23 protein-coding genes are annotated in these 21,793 nt (G+C 69.4%); 8 read left to right on the top strand and 15 right to left on the bottom strand.

The genetic code is table 11. From position 1 onward, the window contains the following. From JCO01S_RS16435 to JCO01S_RS11965, 7 genes are all read right to left on the bottom strand, one after another. Positions 1–213, bottom strand: coding sequence for a hypothetical protein (locus JCO01S_RS16435; RefSeq protein ID WP_369407296.1), 213 nt, complete (start codon positions 211–213; stop codon positions 1–3). A 60-nt stretch (positions 214–273) separates the two neighbouring features. Continuing rightward, positions 274–1,920, bottom strand: a complete 1,647-nt coding sequence (locus JCO01S_RS11990; protein ID WP_068255888.1) for an AMP-binding protein — start codon at positions 1,918–1,920, stop codon at positions 274–276. Positions 1,921–1,939: 19 nt separating this feature from the next. Further along, on the bottom strand, positions 1,940–3,445 hold the full coding sequence (locus JCO01S_RS11985; RefSeq protein WP_068255884.1) for a sodium:solute symporter family transporter: 1,506 nt from the start codon (positions 3,443–3,445) through the stop codon (positions 1,940–1,942). Then, on the bottom strand, positions 3,445–3,837 hold the full coding sequence (locus JCO01S_RS11980) for a hypothetical protein (protein WP_068255878.1): 393 nt from the start codon (positions 3,835–3,837) through the stop codon (positions 3,445–3,447). The genes JCO01S_RS11985 and JCO01S_RS11980 overlap by 1 nt, the downstream gene beginning before the upstream one ends. Positions 3,838–3,861: 24 nt before the next feature. After that, positions 3,862–5,040, bottom strand: a complete 1,179-nt coding sequence (locus JCO01S_RS11975; protein ID WP_084342877.1) for a hydroxymethylglutaryl-CoA reductase, degradative — start codon at positions 5,038–5,040, stop codon at positions 3,862–3,864. 123 nt (positions 5,041–5,163) lie between these two features. Continuing rightward, positions 5,164–7,089: a helix-turn-helix domain-containing protein gene (locus JCO01S_RS11970; RefSeq protein ID WP_068255867.1), complete on the bottom strand. Its 1,926-nt coding sequence runs from the start codon at positions 7,087–7,089 to the stop codon at positions 5,164–5,166. Positions 7,090–7,188: 99 nt separating this feature from the next. Next, on the bottom strand, positions 7,189–7,560 hold the full coding sequence (locus tag JCO01S_RS11965; RefSeq protein ID WP_157074597.1) for a hypothetical protein: 372 nt from the start codon (positions 7,558–7,560) through the stop codon (positions 7,189–7,191). Positions 7,561–7,576: 16 nt separating this feature from the next. Here JCO01S_RS11965 and JCO01S_RS11960 point away from each other — a divergent pair, with 16 nt between their 5' ends. Further along, positions 7,577–8,065 carry a hypothetical protein gene (locus JCO01S_RS11960; RefSeq protein WP_157074596.1) on the top strand — a complete coding sequence of 163 codons (489 nt, stop codon included), beginning with the start codon at positions 7,577–7,579 and terminating at the stop codon, positions 8,063–8,065. Further along, positions 8,065–8,592 (top strand): hypothetical protein, encoded by a 528-nt coding sequence (locus tag JCO01S_RS11955; protein ID WP_068255862.1) that lies wholly within the window; start codon positions 8,065–8,067, stop codon positions 8,590–8,592. The genes JCO01S_RS11960 and JCO01S_RS11955 overlap by 1 nt, the downstream gene beginning before the upstream one ends. Positions 8,593–8,613: 21 nt before the next feature. On the opposite strand, the gene JCO01S_RS11950 is transcribed toward JCO01S_RS11955, so the two are convergent. Beyond that, positions 8,614–9,885 carry a YeeE/YedE family protein gene (locus JCO01S_RS11950; protein ID WP_068255860.1) on the bottom strand — a complete coding sequence of 424 codons (1,272 nt, stop codon included), beginning with the start codon at positions 9,883–9,885 and terminating at the stop codon, positions 8,614–8,616. Between the two features lie 104 nt (positions 9,886–9,989). Here JCO01S_RS11950 and JCO01S_RS11945 point away from each other — a divergent pair, with 104 nt between their 5' ends. Then, on the top strand, positions 9,990–10,910 hold the full coding sequence (locus JCO01S_RS11945; RefSeq protein WP_068255857.1) for a haloalkane dehalogenase: 921 nt from the start codon (positions 9,990–9,992) through the stop codon (positions 10,908–10,910). 20 nt (positions 10,911–10,930) lie between these two features. Here JCO01S_RS11945 and JCO01S_RS11940 read toward each other — a convergent pair whose 3' ends face one another. Beyond that, positions 10,931–11,170 carry a hypothetical protein gene (locus JCO01S_RS11940; protein WP_245634425.1) on the bottom strand — a complete coding sequence of 80 codons (240 nt, stop codon included), beginning with the start codon at positions 11,168–11,170 and terminating at the stop codon, positions 10,931–10,933. Between the two features lie 109 nt (positions 11,171–11,279). Further along, a complete protein-coding gene (locus JCO01S_RS11935) occupies positions 11,280–11,735 on the bottom strand; it encodes a hypothetical protein (protein ID WP_068255844.1) in 456 nt (151 codons plus the stop codon). Between the two features lie 260 nt (positions 11,736–11,995). On the opposite strand from JCO01S_RS11935, the gene JCO01S_RS11930 reads away from it, so the two are divergent. The 3 genes from JCO01S_RS11930 to JCO01S_RS11920 all read left to right on the top strand — a co-directional run bounded on the left by JCO01S_RS11930 (position 11,996) and on the right by JCO01S_RS11920 (position 15,183). Continuing rightward, positions 11,996–13,975, top strand: coding sequence for an acetoacetate--CoA ligase (locus JCO01S_RS11930; RefSeq protein ID WP_369407295.1), 1,980 nt, complete (start codon positions 11,996–11,998; stop codon positions 13,973–13,975). Between the two features lie 83 nt (positions 13,976–14,058). Further along, positions 14,059–14,550: a helix-turn-helix domain-containing protein gene (locus JCO01S_RS11925; RefSeq protein WP_068255834.1), complete on the top strand. Its 492-nt coding sequence runs from the start codon at positions 14,059–14,061 to the stop codon at positions 14,548–14,550. A 33-nt stretch (positions 14,551–14,583) separates the two neighbouring features. Further along, complete coding sequence (locus tag JCO01S_RS11920) at positions 14,584–15,183, top strand: PIN domain-containing protein (RefSeq protein ID WP_068255833.1); 600 nt, start codon at positions 14,584–14,586, stop codon at positions 15,181–15,183. Positions 15,184–15,226: 43 nt separating this feature from the next. Here JCO01S_RS11920 and JCO01S_RS11915 read toward each other — a convergent pair whose 3' ends face one another. Both JCO01S_RS11915 and JCO01S_RS11910 read right to left on the bottom strand, forming a co-directional pair. Further along, positions 15,227–15,799: a cob(I)yrinic acid a,c-diamide adenosyltransferase gene (locus JCO01S_RS11915; protein ID WP_068255832.1), complete on the bottom strand. Its 573-nt coding sequence runs from the start codon at positions 15,797–15,799 to the stop codon at positions 15,227–15,229. A gap of 11 nt (positions 15,800–15,810) precedes the next feature. Further along, the gene (locus tag JCO01S_RS11910; protein ID WP_068255830.1) at positions 15,811–16,590 is read right to left on the bottom strand and encodes an FAD-binding oxidoreductase; all 780 of its coding nucleotides are present in this window, start codon (positions 16,588–16,590) and stop codon (positions 15,811–15,813) included. Between the two features lie 75 nt (positions 16,591–16,665). Here JCO01S_RS11910 and JCO01S_RS11905 point away from each other — a divergent pair, with 75 nt between their 5' ends. After that, positions 16,666–16,878 (top strand): hypervirulence associated TUDOR domain-containing protein, encoded by a 213-nt coding sequence (locus JCO01S_RS11905; protein ID WP_068255826.1) that lies wholly within the window; start codon positions 16,666–16,668, stop codon positions 16,876–16,878. 355 nt (positions 16,879–17,233) lie between these two features. On the opposite strand, the gene JCO01S_RS11900 is transcribed toward JCO01S_RS11905, so the two are convergent. Then, positions 17,234–18,145 (bottom strand): HNH endonuclease, encoded by a 912-nt coding sequence (locus tag JCO01S_RS11900; protein ID WP_068255818.1) that lies wholly within the window; start codon positions 18,143–18,145, stop codon positions 17,234–17,236. Positions 18,146–18,234: 89 nt separating this feature from the next. After that, positions 18,235–20,103 (bottom strand): DUF2075 domain-containing protein, encoded by a 1,869-nt coding sequence (locus JCO01S_RS11895; RefSeq protein ID WP_068255904.1) that lies wholly within the window; start codon positions 20,101–20,103, stop codon positions 18,235–18,237. A gap of 74 nt (positions 20,104–20,177) precedes the next feature. Between JCO01S_RS11895 and JCO01S_RS16510 the strand changes: the two genes are divergently transcribed. Next, a complete protein-coding gene (locus tag JCO01S_RS16510; protein ID WP_500778494.1) occupies positions 20,178–20,585 on the top strand; it encodes a DUF8742 domain-containing protein in 408 nt (135 codons plus the stop codon). 130 nt (positions 20,586–20,715) lie between these two features. On the opposite strand, the gene JCO01S_RS11890 is transcribed toward JCO01S_RS16510, so the two are convergent. Further along, positions 20,716–21,690 (bottom strand): IS481 family transposase, encoded by a 975-nt coding sequence (locus tag JCO01S_RS11890; RefSeq protein WP_068255815.1) that lies wholly within the window; start codon positions 21,688–21,690, stop codon positions 20,716–20,718. Positions 21,691–21,793 lie beyond the last annotated feature (103 nt).

Here is a 21,793-nt window from a genome sequence, read left to right as displayed (position 1 = left end):
CTAGACGAGGCCGACGAGCGACATGATCAGGCCGCCGATGAGGAAGGCCAGCGCGGCACCGAGCGTCCCCGCGTCGTTCAGCCAGGTGCTCGTCGAGGTGATCCAGCCGAAGCCGATCATCGCGCCGAAGCCGATGAAGAAGGTCTCGATCCGCCCCAGGGAGCGCTTCAGCTGCCCCTCTGCCGGCGCCGTTGAGGTGCTCGTCCGTCCCATACCCTCGTACTCCTTCGGACAGGGTCGTGTCGGGCTCTGCGCGAGAGCGTGCAGGGGACTCTAGGGTGTCGACCCCTGCCGTGCCGAGCGCAGCGCGCTGCGGCGGACCTTCCCCGTCGTGGTCATCGGCAGCTCGTCGATGAACTCCACCTCGCGGGGGTACTCGTAGGTCGCCAGGCGCGCCTTGACGTGCGCCCGGATCTCGTCGGCGAGCTCCTCGGAGGGGGACCAGCTCTCGGCGAGCGTGACGAAGACCTTGACGACCTGACCCCGCAGCTCGTCGGGGACCCCGACCGCGGCGACCATCGCGACCGCCGGGTGGCCGAGGACGCACTCCTCGATCTCGGCGGGCCCGATCCGGTACCCGGCCGAGGTGATGACGTCGTCCTCCCGGCTGCTGAACCAGAAGTAGTCCTCCTCGTCCCGGCTGCCGAGGTCACCGGTGCGCAGCCACCGGTGGCTCGTGCCGTCCTCGTCGGTGACGGTGACGAACTTCGCCTCCGTCGCCTCGGGGTTCTGCCAGTAGCCGAGCATGACGACCGGGTCGTCACTGCGCGCCACGATCTCGCCCTCGACCCCGGGCGGGGCCAGCTGGTCCTCGGCGTCGAGGACCGCGAGGGTGTGACCGGGGTACGGTCGGCCCATCGACCCGGGGCGCACGTCCCAGACCGCGGAGCTGTTGCCCACGAGCAGGTTGGCCTCGGTCTGCCCGTAGATCTCGTTGATGTCGACCCCGAACCGCTCCCGGCTCCACGCCAGCATCTCGCCGCCGAGCGGCTCGCCACCGCTCATGATGACGCGAAGGGAGTGCGCCAGGTCGGGGAGCGTGGCCTGGCGCATCATCTTCAGCGCCGTCGGTGGGAGGAAGGTCGCGGTCACCTCGTGCTCGGTCATCAGCCGGAGCGCGGCCTCGGGCTCGAAGCGCGACTTCGGCGTAGCGACGACCGGCCGCCCGTGGTACCAGGCCGGCATGAGCACGTCGAAGAGCCCGCCGATCCACGCCCAGTCCGCCGGCGTCCAGATCCGGTCGCCCTCCTGCGGGAAGAAGTCGAACATCAGCTCGAAGGCCGGCAGGTGGCCCAGCAGCACGCGGTGGGCGTGCAGGGCCCCCTTCGGCGCACCGGTCGTGCCGGAGGTGTAGATGATCACGGCCGGGTCGTCGGGTCCAGTCGGCTCCGCCTCGAAGCCGGCGGGGGAGTCGGCGACGAGGGCCTCCAGGGTCGGGTGCTCGCCCGCGGGGTCACCGCCGGCGACGACGATCCGCACGTCGTCGAGCTCCCGGGTGACCTCGGTGACCATCGCGAGGCTCGAGGGGTCGGTGATGACCGCCGCCGCGCCGCTGTCGCCGAGTCGGTACCCGAGCGCCTGCGGCCCGAAGAGCTGGGTCATCGGGATCGCGATGCCGCCGAGCTTGTAGGTGGCCAGGTGCGCGATCCCGCAGGCGAGCCCCTGCGGGAGCATCACCGCGACCCGGTCGCCGGGGCGGATGCCCAGGTCCCGCAGCCCGGCGGCCAGCCGGTCGGAGCCCTCGGTGAGGTCACCGAAGGTGTACCGGCGCACCTCGTCGTCGACGACCTCGATGAGCGCCAGCGCCGCCTGGTCCTGCTCCGTCGAGCAGGCGGTCCCGATGTTCAGCCGCTCCGGGATCGGCCAGCGGAAGCCCTCCCGCAGACCCTGGTACGTCGCTTCGGCGACCTTCTCGATCATCGTGGGATGCTCCCTTCGCTCAGACGGACTGCGAGACCGGCGTGGAGGCGGTCACGGCGCCGCCCTCGATGACGCTGGCGAGCGGGGCCTCCGGTCCCTCGCTGCGGCCGCGGGTCGCCAACGAGACCCCGATGTAGATGATGAGGGTGACCGCGAAGGTGAAGGCACCCACGACCACCCCCTCCGGCAGCGGCGCCCAGCCGTACTTGGCACCGACCTCGAGCACGAAGTTGAGCACGATGCCGATGAGCGCGCTGGAGATCGCGGCCTCCTTCGTGCCGCCCTGCCACATCATCCCGAGCACGAGCGCCGGGAAGAGGCTGGCCGCGAAGGTGCCCCAGCCGAAGGTCCCGAGCAGGGCGACGACGCTGCCGATGTACAGGGCGAAGCCGGTCGAGAGCACGAGCAGCGCGGCGACCGCGACCCGGCTCCAGAGCAGCTCCCGCCGGACGGTGAGATTGAAGGCCCGCGGGATGTCACGCACCGCGCTCGCCGCGCCCAGGGTGAGGAAGCTGGACCCGGTGGACATGATCGCCGCGAGCAGTCCCGCGATGACCAGGCCGGCGACGACCGGGGGAGTGAAGTCGGTCAGGTACCGCGTGAAGGACTCGTCCGGCGAGGCCATCTTCGGGAAGTCGCCGCGCAGCGTGAGCACGGAGACCGCGGAGCCGATGCCGAGGACCATGAGCGTGGTGATCGCGTAGCCGGTGCCGCTGATGAGCGGGCCCCAGCGCAGGCTGGAGCGCTCCTTGAGCATGAGGAACTTCGTCAGGCCGTGCGGCTGCGCGGAGCCGCCGAGGCTGAAGAGGAAGATCCAGCACGGGATCGTCACCCACGGCGAGAGGCCGAAGGGGGTCACCAGGTCCGGTGCCTCGGCCTGCAGCGTGCGGGTCATCGAGGCGATGCCGCCGCCGCTCTGCAGGGCGTAGTAGAAGGCGACGAAGGAGACGACGAGCATGAGCACGCCCTGGAAGAGGTCGGTGTAGACACCGGCGAGGATGCCGCCGCCGATGACGTACAGCCCGAGGACGGCCATGCCGATGAGGGCGCCGGTGGTGGCGCTGACGTCGAAGATCGCCGCGACGACGATGCCCATGGCGAGCACCTGGGTGCCCAGGTAGCCGAGGACGCCGAGGGCGACGGTCAGCCCCATGACGCCGCGGGCCATCGGGCTCTTGTAGCGCAGCTCGGCGACGTCGCCGACCGTGTACATCTCGCCCATGTCGCCGACGCCCATCATCCGCTTGCCGATCATCAGCCAGGTGAGGGCGAAGCCGAGGGGAGTGGCGATCATGACCCCGGAGACGAAGCCGTAGCCGCCGTCGGTGACCGTCGAGGTGCCGCCGACGACGCCGAACCCGCTCTGGATCGAGGAGAAGACGGCGATCGCCATGACGAGCACGCCGAGGCTGCGTCCGGCGATGTAGAAGTCGCCGCTGTCCTTCGTGTGGCGCGTGGCCCACAGGCCGATCAGCAGGACGACGAGCAGGTAGGCGCCGGCGATGCCGACGATGGTGGTGTTCATCAGTGCTCCCGGGTGGTGGCGTCGGTCATGATCCGGCGGTGCAGGAAGCCGTAGCAGGCGGCCACGAGGATTCCGAAGGGCCAGATCGCGAGGAAGTAGACCGCGGTGGCCGGGACGAGCCCGAGGACCAGGTCCGTGCTCGAGCCGGGGTCACCCGCCATGACGACCTCGAGCCAGAGGTAGAGCGCGATGTAGACGACCGGCACGGCGATGCCGAAGCCGAGCAGGACGCCGTCGCGGCCGCGGCGCTTGCCGACGCCGAGCAGGATGATGACGCCGAGGGCGATGAGGTAGGGGTAGAGCACCACGCGCCAGGAGGCGGTGAGCATCCCGATGAGCATGATCGTGACGAGCACGAGGAGCGCCATCACGAGGCGGTCGGTGGATCGCATGATTCTCCTTGGGTGCGAAGGGGGTCAGCTCGCGTCGGACTGCGCGGAGGCCACGCTGCGCCGGTGCAGGGTCATGTGGCCGCGCTGGATGCCCTCGGTGGCCAGGGCCCGGAGGGCGGCGACGTTCTGGGCGAGGCCGACGGAGGTGATCACCTCGGCGAGCTGGGCGGCGTCGGTGATCCCCATCAGCTGCAGCGCCGCACCGGCGCTCGGGTGGGTCTTCGTGGCGCCGCCGATGATGCCGACGGCCATCGGGAGCTCGAGGCTCACTGCGAGGTCGCCGTCGGCCGTCTCCTCGAAGTGGGAGAGCGAGCCGTAGCGTCCGTCGGGCCCGACGGCGTGGGAGTGCGCCCCGGCCTCGATGGCGCGGGTGTCGTTGCCGGTCGCGAGGGCGACGGCGGTGATGCCGTTCATGATCCCCTTGTTGTGGGTGGCCGCCCGGTAGGGGTCGGCCTCGGCGAGGGCGCCCGCGGCGACCATGTCGCGGACCACCCGGGGGCCACCGAGCTCCGTGGCGTCGAGCACGGCGTGGGCGCGGGCGAGGCGCTGGTCGGCCTTGTTCGTCAGGATCCGCAGCAGCGGCCGGCCGCCGGCCAGCTCGGCGATCCGGGGCGCGAGGGCCTCGGCCATCGTGTTGACCGCGTTCGCGCCCATGGCATCGCGCACGTCGACGACGAGGTGGACCAGCAGGTGGGTGCCCACGCGGGTGGGGACGGTGCGGGCGACGATGTCGCGGACTCCGCCGCCGAAGGAGACCAGCGACGGGTCCTGCGCGTCGCCGGCGGCCATGAGCTCCTCCCGGGCGGCGAGGACCCGCAGCCGGGCGGCCTGCGGGTCCGGGACGTCGAGCACCTGGATCTGCGCCTGCATGACCGGCGCGCTCGTGGAGGCGTGGAAGCCCCCGCTCGCCCGGGCGATGCGTGCGGCGTGACTGGCGGCCGCGACGACGGAGGGCTCCTCGGTCGCCATCGGGACGAGGACCTCGAGGTCGTTGACGATGAAGTTCGTCGCGATGCCGAGCGGCACCCCGAGGACACCGACCACGTTCTCGATCATGGTCTCCGCCCGCTCGGGGGTCAGGCCTCCTTCGCCCGTGACGGCGGTGAGTGCGCCGTCGGGCAGCCCGGCGGCCCGGGTGGCCAGGTCACGGCGCTCGGCGGGGGTCCCGTGGCGGAAGTCGGTGGGCCTGCTCGTCCTGGCCATGCGCTGCTCCTTTGCGGCTGGTCCCGGCGCTCGCCCGCCGGTGCTGCCCACGTTAGGAAGGGTGTGACCCGGAGCACAGGGAGAGATCCTCCACCGTCACCCCGCTCGATGTGGAGTGATCGTCTACTCGCCGCGGACGAGGGCGTGCAGCCGGGTGGCCACCGAGATCCGGAAGAGCGGCTCGGGCTCGCGCCAGCCCTCGCCGAGCAGCGAGGTGACCCGCTCCAGGCGCTGCAGCACGGTGTTGACGTGCACGTGCAGCGCCCGCGCGGTCCGGGTGGGGCTGGACTGGGCGTCGACGAAGGCGGTCAGCGTCGTGACGAGGTCACCGCCGCGCTCGGCGTCCCAGGTCAGCAGTGGGCCGATGACGACGTCGATGAACTCCCGCGGGTCCGGGCCGTCGGCACCGAACATCGCCAGGTAGGGCGCGTAGGCGCGCACGTCGACCACGCCGTCCTCCCGGCCCATCCGTTCCAGCAGGCCGGCGCAGCGGTGCGCGGTCTCGAAGGAGGTCGGTACGTCCTCGACGCCGTCGATCCGGTGTCCGGCGACGGCGAGCACCCGGGTCGCGCGGCGGCGCGTCAGCTGCTGGCGGATCGCCACGGCCGCGCTCGGGGCGTCCGCATCGCTCGTCAGGGCGACGAGCAGCCCGTCCTCCTCGCCGACGAGGATGCTGCTGGCCAGGGCCCGCACGATGCCGAGGCAGCGTCGTCGCTCACCGGCGGGCACGGCGAGCACGACGAGTGAGCGCACGCGCTCCAGGTGGATGCCGCGGCTGCGCCCCCGGGTGGTGACGGCACCGGTGTCGCGGGTGCGGGGGTGGATCAGGTCGGTGAGGATCTCACCGCTCACGCGGTTCTCGGCGTCGATGATCGCGTCCTGCTTCAGGGTCACCAGGGCGGTGATCTGCGCGGCGCGCTCGGCGGTGCGTTGCTCCACCGGGCCCAGCTCGCGCTCGCCGGGGCCGAGCAGGATCGCGCCGAGGAGGGCGTCGTCGGAGACGACCGTGACCGCGTACTCGACCTCGTCGCCGGGGTCGACCGGCACGCACCGGCCGGAGCGCCGGCTCGACCGGATCGCCTCCTGGACCGGCGGCGAGGGCGCGGCGTCGCCCCCTTCGACCCGGTCATTGGCGAAGGGGGCGTCCGCCGCGGGCAGCAGGTCGCGGCCGAGGATCACCACCCGGCGCCCGAGGGAGTGGCTGAGGGTCTCGGCGACCTCGCGGGCGGAGCCTCCCTCGACGACGACGGAGGTGAGGTCCTCGTGGACGCGGCTGGCGCGCTCGGTGGCGGCGAGGTTCTCGGAGAGGACGGTGGTCGCCTCGTGGGCTGCCTCGGCAGCGGACTGGGTGGCGTCGAGCAGGCGGGCGGTCTGGAGCACGACGGCGGCGTGGTCGGCGAAGGCGCCCAGCAGCGCGATCTCGTCGGGGCTGAACTCGTAGGTGGTCCGGTTGGCCGCGAAGAGCGCACCGAGGACCTCGGTGCCGGCCAGGAGGGGGACGCCGAGCAGGGACTGCAGGCCCTCCGCGGTCACGGCCGCGTCGACGCCCTCGCCGTGCGGCACCTCGAGGTTCTCGTGGTAGGCCGAGGTCCACTGCGGCGTGCGCTGGGTGACCACCCGGCTGGCCAGGCCGACGCCGACGGGGACGACGAGCTCACGCAGCTCCGGGGCGACGACGCCCGAGGTGGTGCGCACCCGCAGGGCGTTGTCGTGGTGGCCGGTCAGGTAGGCCACGTCCGCGCCGAGCAACCCGCGGGCCCTGTCCACGATCCGCTCCAGCAGGGTGTCGACGTCGCGCAGCTCGGCGAGCTCGCGCACGCCGGAGAGGATCGCGGAGAGCTCCTGCTCGCGGCGGCGCCAGCGCCTGAAGGAGGCGCGGACCTGCCCGGCCTGCTGGGCGAGCCGGTCTCCGGCCTCGGCGGTCAGATCAGCCGCGGCGAGGGCCTGGTGGATGCTCGCGCCGGATGCCTCGTCGGCGACGACGAGGTCGAGCAGCGCGCAGACGGTCTCGACGGGGACCGACTCGCGGGGGACTGGGGCGCGGGTCATGGCGTGGGCAGCGTATCGCCGGTGCCGCGGCCGCCGGGCCGAGCGACAGCTGACGGGGTGCAGCAGTGGCGCAGCGACGCACTGGGGCAGTCCTTGCATTCACCCCCTGCCAGCACGTCTTATGGGAGGGCACGCCGCGGCAGGGGGTCGTGGCGGAGGGGAGAGGAGCGCCGTGAAGCGCGTCATGTCCACGATCGCTGCGGCTGCGCTGGTGGCGATCGGTGTCTCGGCCTGCGGGGCCGGCGAGCCGGAGGAGCCCACAACCGTCACGACCACGGTGCCGCCGAGCACGAGCTCCGATGAGCAGGAGTCGAAGACGTCCTCGACGTCCTCGACGTCCTCGACGTCCTCGTCGGCCACGTCGGCGACGCCTTCGGAGAGCTCGTCGACCTCGACGTCGACCACCAGTGCGTCGCAGGAGTCCTCGTCCACGACGGAGGACGAAGGGGGCGACGCCGGTGCGGCGACCACGATCACGACCGTCTGGGTGGACGACTCCTGGACGATGGAGGGCCCGGGCACGGACGTGTGCGAGATGGGCGGCCTGTACGGGTCGAACTACTCGCGGCAGGACGACGTCTTCACCTGCGGGCCGACGGCCGCGAGCGCGTTGGCCTGCAAGAACGACGACGGGACGACGACCTGCATCACCAATGCCCTGGGCCGGCAGGCGATCCGTTTCGACTCGCCCACGGCCGACAGCGAGGACGTCACGCCGCGCGAGGGGGAGGCGATCCCGCTCTACGTGGAGCTGGAGGATGACGCCATGTGCGAGACGATCTCGCACGACCACGACCAGCACTGGGGCGGGAAGTTCAGCTGGTACCGCTGCAAGGACGGCTCCGAGCTGCTGACGGACCAGGAGATCGGTGACACCTTCGACACCGGCTCGCCGGCGTGGACGGTCCAGCGCTCGGTCGACAAGGGCCAGCCCGAGACCGTGCGGGTCAAGACCGCGGCCTACGCGGGGACGTGATGGGACTTCGCCGCAAGCTCGACCGGCTGCAGGCTGCGCAGGACGCGCACAACCAGGTCCGTCGCCTGCACGGCGATGATGCGGATGCCGTCATGGCACAGGGCTTCGCCGACGCGCAGGGGACCCGGGCGGCGAGGACCTACTTCGCTGCCATGGCTCGAAACAGCCACCTACGTTTCCACGTCGTGGACATGGGCCTCCCGGGGAAGGTGCTCGAGCCGGAGGAGACCGTCTACGACGTCGCGGTGGGGTCACAACGCTCGAGCACCTTCCCGCTGCTGATCGTGACGGACCGGCGGGTCCTGCAGGTGATCAGGGTGTGGCGGTGGCGAGTCCTGGACGAGGCTCCCGCCGCACGGATCACCGGCGCGGAGCTGGAGAAGGGGTGGATCACCTGGAAGTTCCGGGTGCGCGTGCGTGAGGGCAAGGGCGTCACGATGAAGGTCGATGCCGGTGGCCGGGAGCGGGCCGAGGAGGTCGTGGGGCTGCTGCGTCACCTGGCCGCGGGTGGTGCGCCACCGCTGTGAGCTCGTCTCGACCGTGACCGCTCAGCAGACCCCGTCGCCCGGGGCAGGGGTGGCCAGACCCATCCGGCGGCGGACCTTGAGGCCGAGCCACGTGCCGACCAGCGCCACGACGGCCCACACCCAGCCGGAGAGGCTGAAGCTGGCGATGCCGGCGAGGTAGGCGCCGATGTTGCAGCCGAAGGAGAGGCGGGCGCCGTAGCCCATGAGGAAGCCACCGAGGATCGCGGCGGCGACGACGCGGCCGGGGATGCGGCGCTGGATGACGAACTGGCCACCGATGGCCGCGGCGAGGGCGGCGCCGACGATGATGCCCAGGTCGTTCAGGGTCGTCGAGTGGTCGAGCAGGGCGCCGTTGAGGTCGGCCGCGTTGCCCGGGTCCTGCCAGTAGGCCCAGGTCTCGGGGTGCATGCCGAGGGCCTGCGCGACCTTCGCGCCCCACAGGGCGAAGGCGCTGGTGACGCCCCAGGCGCTCCCCTTCGTCATGAGGACGAGTGCGCCGAGGACGGCGAGCACGACGCCGCCGGCCCACATCGGCCAGGAGCCACGCACGACCCGGGCGAGGCCCTGGGCGGTGGGGACCGGCGCGACGGGCGGGGGAGTGCGGCGACGCTCGACGAGCAGGCTGGCCCCCGCGATGGCGGCGAGGACGAGGAGGGTGACGACGAGCGCGCCCCCGTAACCGATGTCCTCGGCGAGGGAGTAGGAGCCGAAGCTCGGCAGCGTCTCCTGCCAGAAGTCATAGCGCCACGTGCCCGCGAAGGAGCCGACGACGAAGCTGACGAGCGTGATCACGGTGGCGCTCTGCCCGCTGCCGACGTGGTAGAGCACGCCGGAGGCGCAGCCGCCGCCGAGCTGCATGCCGATGCCGAAGAGCAGTGCGCCGACCATCGAGCCGACGCCGATCGGGTCGACGCTCGCCTCCGGGACGACCCCGCCGAAGCCGATGCCCGTCGAGATGATGATCGCGAAGAGGGTCGCCGTCGTGCCGAGGAGCACCGTGTGGGCCCGCAGGCCACGGCCCTGGCCGACGGCGACGAGCTGGCGCCAGGCGGAGGTGAAGCCGAAGCGGGCGTGGAAGAGCGCCACTCCCAGACCGATGCCGAGTGCGAAGAGACCGGCCTGCTTCACCCCGTGGGTGGCCGCGAGGTAGACCACGCCCACCGCGCCGAGGGCGAGGGCCGTGGTCGCCGCCAGGGACTTGGGCCGGTCCATGATCGGCGGCGCCGGGCTCTCGGCCTGCTGCACAGCGGCATCGTGCGAAGGGGGAAGAGAGGGCTGGGTCGTCGCAGTCACGTCGACGACGCTACGCCACTACTTATCCAGTGCATAACTGAACGTTATGCATCTCACGGAGTGGGAGCGCTGCTCGTGAGCCCGGGCGCTCGTAGAGTCCTGTCATGGAGACCCTGCGCACACCGGACGAGCGATTCACCGACCTGCCCGACTTCGACTACGAGCCGCGCTACGCCGAGGTCCCGGACCAGGAGGGCGGGACGCTGCGGATGGCGTGGGTCGAGGCCGGCCCGCCTGCCGGGGACGTGCCCACGGTGCTGTTGCTGCACGGTGAGCCGAGCTGGTCCTACCTCTATCGGCACGTGATGCGGGTGCTCGCCGACGCGGGGATCCACTCGGTCGCGGTGGACCTCGTCGGCTTCGGTCGGTCGGACAAGCCGACCGACCCCGGCGCCCACTCCTACGCGCGGCACGTCGAGTGGGTGCGCCACCTCGTCTTCGACATGCTCGACCTGCGGGCGGTCACCCTCGTCGGTCAGGACTGGGGCGGGCTGATCGGTCTGCGCCTGGCCGCGGAGAACCCGGATCGGTTTGCCTCGGCCGTCGCCGCGAACACCGGTCTGCCGACGGGCGACCACGGTATGCCCGACGTGTGGTGGCGCTTCCGGCGGGCGGTGGAGAGCGCCGAGGTCCTCGACGTCGGCCGGCTGGTCGCCTCGGGATGTGTGCGGGAGATGTCACCTGTGGTGCAGGCTGCCTACGACGCACCCTTCCCGGACGAGGCCCACAAGGCCGGTCCGCGGGCGATGCCCGCACTGGTGCCGACCTCACCCGACGACCCGGCCACGGCGGCCAACCGCCTCGCGTGGGAGAAGCTGGGGCGCTGGGACAAGCCCTTCCTCGTCGCCTTCAGCGACAGCGACCCCATCACCGCGGCGATGGGGCCGGTCCTCACGCGACACGTCCCCGGTGCGAAGGGGGTCTCCCACCCGGTCATCCCGCAGGCCGGGCACTTCCTGCAGGAGGACGCGGGGGAGGAGCTCGGGCGGATCGTCGCGGAGTACGTCACCCAGCCGCGCGGCTGAGTCGGCTATCGACCGGCGTCCTACTTCGTCTCGTTGGGGTGATGCGTATGCACCTGGACGAGCATCACCATGTCGTCCTTCACGTAGAACCAGAGTCGTGCGCCGTTCGACATCTCGTGTTGCCACTGTTCATGCACCGCGCCGTTGCTGACGACGTGGCCGAGTTCGCCCTTGAGTCGATGATTCTTCGGGAGCCGCTCCAGGGGGTGCGCCGTGAGGAACTCCCACGCGTTCACAGCCGCGTTGCGCTGGGTGGCCACCAAGTTCTTCCAGCCGACCTCGGCGGTCCGAGTGGCACAGACGATCTGGTATTCGTCCTTCCGTCTGGGGCGGGGAACCGGGGTCGCTCGCGCCATCGCAACGCAGTGCTCAGGCGGTACGGGGGTCGGCTGCCGGCACCGGCTCGTCGAACCAGTCGAGGTCGTCAGGAGCCGTGTAGCCCGCTGCGACGGCCGCCGCTGTCGAGTGCCACTCGGTCAGCTCTTGGAGAAAGGGCCCAAAGTCATGGACTGCCGCGCAGCCCCGGGCAACGTCGATGATGTCGTGGCTGAAGTGCGCCCGGTCTTCTTCGCTGAGGAACCGCATCCAGGGCATCCGGGCCTGTAGGCGTCGCTCGAGGGGGGAGTCGCTCGGTTCCAAGGAGGCCGCAATGAGGTCCGCCGCTGCATTCAGGGCTGCGTAGTGGTCGTCGTACTCGGACTTGCGTGTCAGGACCAGCGGCTCTCCATCTCGGCGGGTGACTTCCACCGGCCCACGTTCTGCCGTGCGGAAGACCTTCGCGCTGTCGCGAGACAAGTCGGATGCTCGGAAGCTGGTGACGGCCATGCACCTAGTGTTCTGAATGTGATCCGAAGTGTCAAGGATGCCTGCCGAGCCGAGCTGTCGGCGGCCGCATCTGTTGCTGCAGGCCGGCCACGCCTATCAGTCGGTGACGGACTTCCACCGTCGTCACCCGCAGTGGGACGCCGGCGGTCAAGAGCTCTTCGGAGGGACGGTTGTCCCGATCCTCGCACTCATCCGGCGTGATGGTTCGATGTCATCGGACGTAACGCGCACCGGTACGGATCTCGCAAAGGAGCATGACCATGGACCGCACCCAGCTCTGGGAGCCGTCGCAGGAGCGGATCGAGGGCTCGCAGATCCGCCGATACCAGGACTGGCTCGCACGCACCGTCGGAGTCGAGACGAGTGACTACGCCGACCTGCACGCGTGGAGCGTGGGGGAGGTCGACGACTTCTGGCAGTCGGTGTGGGACTTCTTCGACGTCATCGGCGAGCGTGGCGAGGGCCCGGTGCGCGAAGGGGGTGACATCCCGAGCACGCGCTGGTTCCCCGGTGCGCGGGTGAACTTCGCCGAGAACCTGCTGCGCTGGGCGCAGGAGCGCCCCGACGACGAAGCCGTCGTCGGTCTGCACGAGAGCGATCCTCGTGAGTCGGTGACGTGGGCCGACCTGGCCGGTCGGGTCGGTGCTCTGGCCGGCCACCTCCGGGGCATCGGTGTGCGTCCGGGGGATCGGGTGTGCGCGGTGCTGCCGAGCACGCCGGACACGGTCGTCGCCATGCTCGCGACCGCGACGGTCGGCGGCGTGTGGTCGGTGGTCAACACGGACTTCGGGGTGCAAGGGATCAGCGACCGCTTCGAGCAGATCGAGCCGCGCGTCCTCGTCACGACGGACTCGGTCGAGGTCGGTGGGAAGCGCCGCGACCAGCTCACCCAGCTCCCGGCGATCCTCGAGGCCCTGCCGAGCGTGGAGCACCACGTGCTCGTCGACGCCCAGGGCGGGGCGGCGCCGGAGGGGCTGCGGGTGCCGAGCACGCGGCTCTCCGAGGTGGTGGAGCAGCCGAGCCCGCCGGACTTCGAGCCGGTCGAGTTCTCCCACCCGCTGTGGGTGCTCTACTCCTCGGGCACGACCGGACGGCCGAAGGGCATCGTCCACTCCCACGGCGGGATCACCCTCGAGGCACTCAAGGCCAACGCGCTGCAGTATGACCTCGGTCCCGGGGCGCGCTGCTACTACGCCGTCTCCACGACGTGGGTGGTGTGGAACCTCCTCGTCCAGGCGATGACGGTCGGCGCCACGATCGTCACCTACGACGGGGCCCCGTTCCACGGATCGGCCACCCTGCCGCTGGACATCTGCGACGAGGAGGACGTCGAGCTCTTCGGCACCGGTGCCGCGATCCTCTCGGCGATCGAGCGCTCCGGTGCCGTGCCGGAGGGGCCGCTGGGCTCCCTTCGCTCCATCCTCTCGACCGGCTCCCCGCTGCCGGAGTCGACGTGGCACTGGGTCTACGAACACGTCAGGGCCGACATCCGCCTCGGCTCCGACTCCGGCGGCACGGACATCTCCTCGGGGATCCTCGGCTCCAACCCGCTCGACCCGGTGTACCTGGGTGAGCTGATGGCGCCCTACCTCGGCGTCGCGGCGCAGACCGTCGATGCGAAGGGGGAGCCGGTCACCGGTGAGGTCGGCGAGCTCGTGATGACCGAGGCGCTGCCGTCGATGCCGGTGGCCTTCTGGGGGGACCCGGACGGGACGCGCTACCGGGAGGCGTACTTCGATGCGTTCGAGGGGATCTGGCGACAGGGGGACTGGGCCACGCACATCCCCGACGGCGGCTGGATGATCCACGGGCGCTCGGACTCGACGATTAACCGCGGAGGCATCCGGATGGGCTCCGCTGACATCACGAGCGTCGTCAACACCGTTGCGGGAGTGGCCGACTCGATGGTCATCGGCGCGGAGCTCGACGGCGGCGACTACTACATGCCCCTCTTCGTCGTGCCGGAGGAGGGCGCCGAGGTCGACGCGGAGCTGACCGAGGGGATCGTCGCGGCCATCCGCGAGCAGGTCTCGCCGCGCTACGTCCCCGACGAGGTCATCGCCGCGCCGTCGATCCCACGCACCCGGACCGGCAAGATCATGGAGGTCCCGATCAAGCGGGTCTTCCAGGGCGGCGACCCGGACGCGGTCAACCGCACTGCTGCGGCGGACGAGGAGTCGCTGGAGTGGTTCGTGCAGCGGGCGGCCGGGTTCGCCGGGCGAAGGGGGAGTGGCACCTGATCTGCGGGTCCAGTCTTGTCGGCGGGGAACTTCCGAAAGAGTCGAAAGGTTGTTACGCTTCTTTCGAGAGATGAGGGAGTGTCATGACTGCGCAGTTGGAGACCCACACCTACCTTCCCGCGGACCAAGCTGAGCTGAGCCAGGTCGAGGGGGTGCTGTCCGGAGAGGGCGAGTTCGCCTTGGTTGGCCCCGAGGGGACGGTGCCGATCCCTGAAGAGGTGCACCACCTGCTCGTCCAGGTGGTCGGTGCGATGCAGGCGGGACGGGCTGTGACGCTCACCCCGCAGACGCGTCGGTTGACAACCCAACAGGCGGCTGACCTCTTGGGGGTCAGCCGTCCGACTCTGGTCAAGGCCATCGAGTCAGGTGATCTCCCGTGCGAACGGATCAGCAGCCGTCGCATGGTCGTACTCGAGGACGTCCTAGCCTATCAGCGGGCACGACGGGAACGGCAGCTCGCCGCCGTGGCAGCGACTGCTGCCCAGATGGACGACGAGTTGGATGAAGAGGAGGTGCAGGAGCTGCTCAAGGAGGCACGTACGAAGCGTGCGGTTCAACGGCGCGAGTCTCGATGAGCGTCGACTCGATCCTCCTGCCACGATGTGGGTATGTTCGCCGCAGTCTTGGATACATGCGTTGTCTATTCGGGACTGCGGCGTGACTTGCTACTGACAATGTCCGCCCAAGGCGTGTTTCGCGTCGTATTGAGCGAAGACATCCTGTTCGAGATCCAGTACGTAGAGGCCCGCAAGTTGCGGAAGCAAGGCGCAACGGATGTGGAGGCGGAGTCCCGCGCTGACCATCTGGTGGCACACCTTGGAGGCGCCTTCGAGGTTATCGACCCACGCAGGGTCGATTTGATCGGCGAGGTTGGGCTTCCTGACCCCGGGGATGAGCACGTCGTCGCCGCCGCCCTGGCAGGTGGCGCGGACGTCATCGTCACGGACAACCTGAAGCACTTCCCAAAGGTGCGCCTCCCGGACGGGCTCAGGGTGCAGGGACCCAAGGATTTCCTGCACGACATGGTGACGGCCAACCCATACGATGCGGTTCGAGCTCTTCTGGAGATGGCTGCCCGCCGACAGAACCCACCTCAGAGCGAGCCGGACATCCTCGACCTCCTGATCGTCAAGGGTCTGGCGCTGGGCGAGACGACGGATCTGCTGAAGCAGGCCTTGGGGCGGTGGGGGAGTAGCGAAAGGTCGTGACGCGGTCACCCGGTCGCCGGTGGTGCGCCACCAATGTGACCGTCTACTCGTGGCTGGGGTCCTCGGCGTCCCCCGCGGTGGACCGGGCGAGGACGTAGACGAGGTCGCTCATCCGGTTCAGCGCGAGCAGGACGGGGTCGGACACGTGGTGGCCGGCGCGGGCGGCGGCGACGGCGTGTCGCTCCCCGCGACGGATGATCCCTCGAGCCAGGTCGAAGGCCGCCGAGGCGCGGGTGGCCCCGGGCACGATGAAGACCGGCTTCAGCGGGTGCTGCTCCACGAGGTGGTCGATGGCCTGCTCGATGCGGGCGACGAGGTCGTCGTCGACGAGGGAGGTCCCGGGTCGCAGCTTTTCGCGCTGGTGCGGGTTGGCCATCAGGTCGGCAGCGACCACGAAGAGCTGACGTTGGGTCTGCAGGGTCAGCGCCGCGAGGTCGGTGGCATCGGGGTCGGCCGCGAGCTCGGCCCGCCCCTGACCGAGCGCGCCGATGGCCTCGTCGATGTCGCCGCAGGCGTCCACGAGTGGGTCGTCCTTGCCGATCCGGCCGCCGAAGAGCCGCCCGGTCGTGCCGTCGTCGCCGGTCTTGGTGTAGATGCGGGATGCGTCACTGCCCATGTCTCACCTCATCATGTGCCGGAACCGCTGCTCCACGGGGTGGGTTGGGCGTAGAACTCCTCCGTGTGCACCCGCCCGGCCCGTGCCCCTAGCTGCTGGGCGGCCTTCGTGCTGGCGTCGACGAGTCCCGGTGCCCCCGCGATGTAGACCGCGTGCTCGGACAGATCCGGCAGGAGCGAAGGGAGGACCTCCGGGATCCGACCACGTGGCGGCTCGACGTCGCTGCCGTCCACCCGGGTGAGGGTGCGCACGTAGTCGAACCCGGGTTGTTGGGCCGCGAGAGCGGTGAATGTTTCGTGGTCGATGAGGTGCTCAGGGGTGCGCCCGGAGAAGAGCAGCGTGTGACGGGAACCGGCATCGGGATGGGCGGTCTCGCCACGGGCGACGGCCGCTTCGACCAGGGCCTTCGCGGGAGCGAGGCCGGAGCCGCCCACGAGGTAGAGCGTCGGGCCGTGGTGGGCGGGGTCGGCGACGAAGGAGCCGTACGGTCCGGAGACGAGGACGCGGTCGCCGGGCTGTGCCCCCTTCGTCAGCCAGGTGCTGGTGGGCCCGCCCGGCACCGCCGTGACGAGGAAGGTCAGCGTGCCGTCCTCCCGCGGCGCGTTGGCCACGGAGTAGGACTGCATCGACACGGCGCGGCCGGTGTCCTGGAGGAGCACGTACTGCCCGGCGTCGAAGTCGATGCGCTGCTCGATGACCTCCAGGGTCAGCTCGGCGACCACCGGGGTGCACCAGCGACGGCGGGCGAGGGCGAACTCGACGTCTTCATCGGGCAGGGGAGCGAGGGGCATGCGTCGACCTTAGCGAGGGTAGGCCCGGCCCTACGCTGAGGTTGTTGGCACGGTTAGGCGTGATGAGGAGGAGTGATGAGTGCGAACTTCGCGGTCGGCGACCACGTCGGCTGGAACTCCGAGGCGGGACAGGTGACGGGCACGATCACCAAGGTCCACACGCAGGACTTCGACTACAAGGGTCACCGTCGCCGGGCCAGCAAGGACGAGCCGCAGTACGAGATCAAGAGCGACAAGACCGACCACGTCGCGGCCCACAAGGGGCCGGCCTTGCACCGGGTTGACTGACGAGGACTTGCTCCAGGTTCTGACCTGACCTCCGGCTCGGTTGTGTCATCGCGTAGCCAGGTGACTGCTGCGCCAACGGTACAGAGACGTCGTTCAGAGAGTTCTTCGTCGTGCCGAAGCAGGCGCGAAGGCGGACTCCGATCGTGTCGACCGGATCGCTCCGCGAGCAGGCGCCTACGCGCTATGTCCCGACGAAATATCCCCGCGCCGGACCACCGCTGCGGATGTGGAGTCGCTGGTGAATCGTCGCGCAGACGGCAAACTTCCCGGAAGGCATCGAGCGTTCGTGCGCAGATCTGGTGATGCGGTGATGCACCAAGAGCACAAAAAATTCTGTGCAGCACCATAAACGACATCAACATTTCCACTTCTTGCGGCATTCGTCATTGTGCTCCGCCAGCAGAGACGTGCTCGGTCGACTACGCGCGTTGTTCGGGACGACAGCCAGCTCCTGGCCGTCGAGGTCGCGGTACAAGTCGTCCTCGACGTACTCGGCGACGCGGACGACATACCGGTTTGCCTCGTACATCACGGTCAGCAGGTGTCGGTCGAAGAGTGTGTGCAGGTCCGTCCTCAGGAGGATGCCGTTGCTCGGGTCGTTGCTGTGCCGTCCCTGATAGGGGCGGATGTGGGCGGCATCTAGGACCGGAGCCGAGACGCCAGTGATGGCGCACTTCGCCTCATATGCCTGCACCAGCGCATCCCTGAAGGGCCCACGCCCCTCGCGAACGTAGATCGAGGCGTTGACCTTCCGTCGTCGGTCCTCGTCCGGCAGGTCTTCGCCGGCGTCGAACTCGTCCAGTGCTTCCTCAAGGCTGCCGGACAGGATTTCATCCTGTCCGATGTCGAGCTGCCATCGTAGCCAACGAGCCCCATCCGCTCGTATAACCCTCTGCGGACCGAATCGGGTGTTGCCAGTCACCCCCGTACGGCGCTCAATCTCGGTCCAGCTGGCGTCACTCGACGAGCGGGGGTTCACCACCTCGAGGTCGAAGCGGTATTTGTAGTTGTTGAGGTTCTTGTCGGTCTTGTTCCACGGCAGGGGGTAGTCCGCAGGTTTCAGCTCCCGCCAGCTGCTCGTGGCACGCACCAAGCCGACGAGACGGTCCTTGAACGCGGATGACTTCGGCAGATGCGACTGCCAGAAGTAGATGTGGTCGTCAGGCTGGACGTCCCAAGCCTTGGTCATGTCCCAAAGGCCTTGTTGTTTGGCGATCTCCCAGTGCTCGGGGTCCTGGGCGCTGATCCCGAAGATCCACGTGGTCATGGCATGCCTGCTCCGTGCGTGTCACGGGGGAGGCATCTCCTGGAGCGGAAGCCTGTCGATCCGTCGTCGGTGTTCGGTTCGTCTATCGCTTACGGCCGCACGAGCGACCGCAGGAAGTCTCGGGTCTGCGGGTCCGTGGAATAGATGTGCACGCTGCGCATCCCACGCGTCAGCAGCACCTTGTAGACGTTGCGGACGAGGCGGTCGAAGTCGGCGTCGGGCACCTTCGCCCGACTCTTGAAGTCCGGATCCCGGTTGGCCTCGCGTACCGACACCCAGCGGTCGTCACGCCACACGAGATCGGGACCGATGATCACGCCCGCGTGGTCGTACTCGAACCCCTGTGCCGTGTAGATGCAGCCGACCTGACCAAAACCAGCCGGGTCCGAGGCCCACAGTGGCGAAGGGGGAGCGCCACCGACTGCACGATCGCCCTTGAGGTTCCACGGACGAGACCAGTCGTCGATCTCCACGTCGGGCACGAGGGTTCCGTCGGAGCGCGGATCGCTCCACGGCCAGCAGTAGCCGGCCGCCATCCGGGCGGTGTAGCCCCCTTCGTGCCTCTCCGCGAGCACGTGCTCCAGCTCCTGGGGTGAATCGACGACCTCCACGGTGAAGCCTGGGTCGCCGGGCCACGTGATCGGTCCTCCCGGACTGAGACCGAGCAGCCGCAGCACCCAGTCGACGTACACCTGCGACCCGCCGCAGCGGAACTGGTCGTCGAGGCTGATCTTCTCAACCTCGATGCCGAGGACGGCCGCATACCGCTCGATGTCCTGCACCGTGCCGAGCTCGCCAGGTCGGACGACCTGATGCTCGTCGAGGAGGAAGACCGGCACCCGTGCGGAAGACAGCAACTCGTGGATCTGCGGCAGGGCCTTTTCGCGCTGCTCCTTGCGCGTGTACCGGTTCACCGACGTCTCCCGGATGCGGTGAGCCTCGTCGAGGATCAGGCAGTCCAAGTCGTTTGGCTCGGCAGTCATGAAGGAGTTGAAGTACTTGAAGAGCTGTCGTACGCGCGGGGCGCGTGCCGCGGCCACCTTCCGCAGGGTCTGGGTAAAGGACCGCGAACCCGTGGCGTGCACGACGCTGCGGCCCTGCCGGGAGAGCTCACCCATGAGGGAGAGGGCGATGACGGACTTCCCGCTGCCCGGGCCGCCGCTGACGACGATGGCCCGCTTGGTGTTGGCGCGGCGGGCCCGGTCGACGGCGTGCAGCACGTGTTCGTAGGCGTCCCGCTGCTCATCGAGCAGGACGAACATCTCGCGGCGTTGCACCTCGTCGGCTGCGACAGCGAGCAGCTGGCGGCTCGGAGCGATGCGTGAGGCCAGGAGCACATCGGCCGCAGCAGCACCAGACGTACCGGGAGCCAGGTGCTCGGCGAGGAAGTCGCTGAACGCGCCCCGGCGCTGACCGGTGAAGAGCCGTGAGTGCTTCGTCGATGGACGGATGAAGAGGTCCTCCACCTCACGATCGGTCGCGTTGTGCAGGTAGGCGGCACCCACAAGGGAGTGCTCGGTCTCGGCGAGGTGGCTGGTGAAGTCGGAGATGTATTCGACGTAGCCCTCGACCTGAACCGCCGGGTGCGTGACGGCTCGACCGCCGTACTGCTCCACGCTCACAAGGGTGTCCGAGTCCTCGAAGGCTTCCGCGGAGGACCATTGCTTGAGCTCGATGACGACATACGAAGGGCGCCCCGTGCGCGGGTGCACGCCGGCGAGAACCACGTCGGCCCGCTTGGAGGTCAGCGGCAGCTGGTACTCGACGAGCATCTCGACGTCGTCGAGACCGGCCGAGAGGAGATCCGCCTGGAGTGCGGGGAGGCTCCGCTCCCACGCACGACGCTCACCCGGTGAGGGGGAGTGGCCTGTCTGGATGGACATCTGCTCAGCGAGTCGGTCGGCCAGGTGGTGCTCCAGCGCCGAGAATCCTCGGGCGGTGGAGCGAAGGAGTGGCACGGACAGGTCCCCAGACAGCACGAATCTCGTGCGGGTGGGGGCATGTCCTTCGAGAGGAAGCCCGTCGGGCCGCTATGACAGTGGTGAGTATGCCTGACGAGGAGCGGGTGATCGGGGTCCTACACGCAGGTCGTGCACGCGTGCTGGCGCAGAATGTCCGCGCCGCCCAATACGGTGTGCACACAGCGCGTCGGAAGGGACTGAACGTGAAGCTTGAGGACGTCACCGTCGGCATGTCCATCGAAGGCTTCACCGCAGACGGAGCGGTTCAGATCTTGCACGTCGACCATCGCGGGGACGACGCCATCGAGGTCACGTACAAGTCGGAGACGGCACTTGCCCAACGGATGGTCTTCGCAGGGATGAGGACAACCTGCGCCCTTCCACGGCGGCCACAGCTCCCTTCGACGCAGACCCCGAGCACTTCAAGATCGCAGCACAGGCGCAGCGGATCAGACTCGCCGGGCTCAACGACCCGATGATGGCGGTGGCCACGAGCGACGTGGAGCCACTGCCGCACCAGATCCGCGCGGTCTACGGCGAGCTCCTGCCCAGGACGCCGTCGATGATGCCACTTCACTTGTGACCTTGGGCGTTAGATGTACCCGGCCATTAGGTTGGTGACAGTCGGCTGGTCGGGGCGTGACCTCCGAGTGCGGTGTGGCGGCGTTCAGTGTTGTAGTGCTCGAGCCAGGGCGCAAGGGCAGCGGATCGTTGGGTGTTGCTGGTGAAGACCTGTCGGTAGGCCCACTCGGTCTGCAGGGTGCGGTTGAAGCGTTCGACCTTGCCGTTCTGCCAGGGGCAGTGAGGCCGGATGAACTTGTGCTTGGCGCCCAGTTCCTCCATGACGTCGCCTACGTCGTGGGAATGGCGGTAGGAGAAGTGGTTGTCGGTCATCACTCGCTCGATCCGGGTGATGCCGTGCGCGGCGAAGTACCCGGCCGCTCGCCGGATGAAGCCGGCGCAGGTGGGGCCCTTCTCGTCGGGCAGGATCTCGCTGTAGGCCAGTCGGGTGTGGTCATCGACCATCGAGTGCACGTAGTCGTAACCGATCCGGGCCTTCTTCTGCGCGGCTGTGGAGCCCATGGCCCGGCCGTGGGCCTTCCACCCGCCGCCGTCGGGGATCTTGCCGATCTTCTTAACATCGACGTGGACCAGCTCGCCCGGGTGGTCGCGTTCGTAGCGCACGGCCGTGGTCTTCGACGCGCGGATGACCTGGCCGGTCAGCGGGTCGCACTCACGCAGGTAGGGCACGCCGTGGCGGCGTAGGACCCGGCAGACGGTGCGGGCGGGTACGTCGAGCTCGGGCCCGATCCAGTCCTGCCCGCGACGCTCTTGGCGGCGTGTGGCCACGATCGCTTCCTCGACCTCAACCGGGGTCTGGCGTGGGCAGTGGTGCGGACGCGAGGACCGCTCTTGCAGGCCGGCCGGGCCTTCCTGACGGAACCGGTTGATCCACCGGTGGGCGCACTGCCGCGAGACGCCTTGGGCCTTGGCAGCGTGGGCCACGGCCCAGCCCTGATCGCAGACCCGCTCCACCAACAGTTGTCGGCCACGCTCGTTCAGTCGGGCATTACGGTGGGACACGAGGACCTCCGGTCGGTAGGCGACTTAGACATCACCCACCGCACCCGGAGGTCCTCCCTAACGTCAACACCCGGAGTGTCACCAACCTGTCGGCTGAGTACAG

Origin of the sequence: Janibacter corallicola NBRC 107790 (assembly GCF_001570965.1) — a bacterium.
Taxonomy (GTDB): domain Bacteria; phylum Actinomycetota; class Actinomycetes; order Actinomycetales; family Dermatophilaceae; genus Janibacter; species Janibacter corallicola.
Note: the sequence above shows the minus strand (reverse complement) of the source record. Positions and strands in the feature narration are given on the sequence as shown.

What these genes read in the sequence shown, in the direction of transcription:
- JCO01S_RS11945 (WP_068255857.1), top strand. Translation starts at nt 9,990, where the DNA reads ATGGAGACCCTGCGCACACCGGACGAGCGATTCACCGACCTGCCCGAC.
- JCO01S_RS16510 (WP_500778494.1), top strand. Translation starts at nt 20,178, where the DNA reads ATGACAGTGGTGAGTATGCCTGACGAGGAGCGGGTGATCGGGGTCCTA.
- JCO01S_RS11910 (WP_068255830.1), bottom strand. Translation starts at nt 16,590, where the DNA reads ATGCCCCTCGCTCCCCTGCCCGATGAAGACGTCGAGTTCGCCCTCGCC.
- JCO01S_RS11920 (WP_068255833.1), top strand. Translation starts at nt 14,584, where the DNA reads ATGTTCGCCGCAGTCTTGGATACATGCGTTGTCTATTCGGGACTGCGG.
- JCO01S_RS16435 (WP_369407296.1), bottom strand. Translation starts at nt 213, where the DNA reads ATGGGACGGACGAGCACCTCAACGGCGCCGGCAGAGGGGCAGCTGAAG.
- JCO01S_RS11955 (WP_068255862.1), top strand. Translation starts at nt 8,065, where the DNA reads ATGGGACTTCGCCGCAAGCTCGACCGGCTGCAGGCTGCGCAGGACGCG.
- JCO01S_RS11925 (WP_068255834.1), top strand. Translation starts at nt 14,059, where the DNA reads ATGACTGCGCAGTTGGAGACCCACACCTACCTTCCCGCGGACCAAGCT.
- JCO01S_RS11935 (WP_068255844.1), bottom strand. Translation starts at nt 11,735, where the DNA reads ATGGCCGTCACCAGCTTCCGAGCATCCGACTTGTCTCGCGACAGCGCG.
- JCO01S_RS11900 (WP_068255818.1), bottom strand. Translation starts at nt 18,145, where the DNA reads ATGACCACGTGGATCTTCGGGATCAGCGCCCAGGACCCCGAGCACTGG.
- JCO01S_RS11930 (WP_369407295.1), top strand. Translation starts at nt 11,996, where the DNA reads ATGGACCGCACCCAGCTCTGGGAGCCGTCGCAGGAGCGGATCGAGGGC.
- JCO01S_RS11980 (WP_068255878.1), bottom strand. Translation starts at nt 3,837, where the DNA reads ATGCGATCCACCGACCGCCTCGTGATGGCGCTCCTCGTGCTCGTCACG.
- JCO01S_RS11905 (WP_068255826.1), top strand. Translation starts at nt 16,666, where the DNA reads ATGAGTGCGAACTTCGCGGTCGGCGACCACGTCGGCTGGAACTCCGAG.
- JCO01S_RS11915 (WP_068255832.1), bottom strand. Translation starts at nt 15,799, where the DNA reads ATGGGCAGTGACGCATCCCGCATCTACACCAAGACCGGCGACGACGGC.
- JCO01S_RS11985 (WP_068255884.1), bottom strand. Translation starts at nt 3,445, where the DNA reads ATGAACACCACCATCGTCGGCATCGCCGGCGCCTACCTGCTCGTCGTC.
- JCO01S_RS11990 (WP_068255888.1), bottom strand. Translation starts at nt 1,920, where the DNA reads ATGATCGAGAAGGTCGCCGAAGCGACGTACCAGGGTCTGCGGGAGGGC.
- JCO01S_RS11970 (WP_068255867.1), bottom strand. Translation starts at nt 7,089, where the DNA reads ATGACCCGCGCCCCAGTCCCCCGCGAGTCGGTCCCCGTCGAGACCGTC.
- JCO01S_RS11975 (WP_084342877.1), bottom strand. Translation starts at nt 5,040, where the DNA reads ATGGCCAGGACGAGCAGGCCCACCGACTTCCGCCACGGGACCCCCGCC.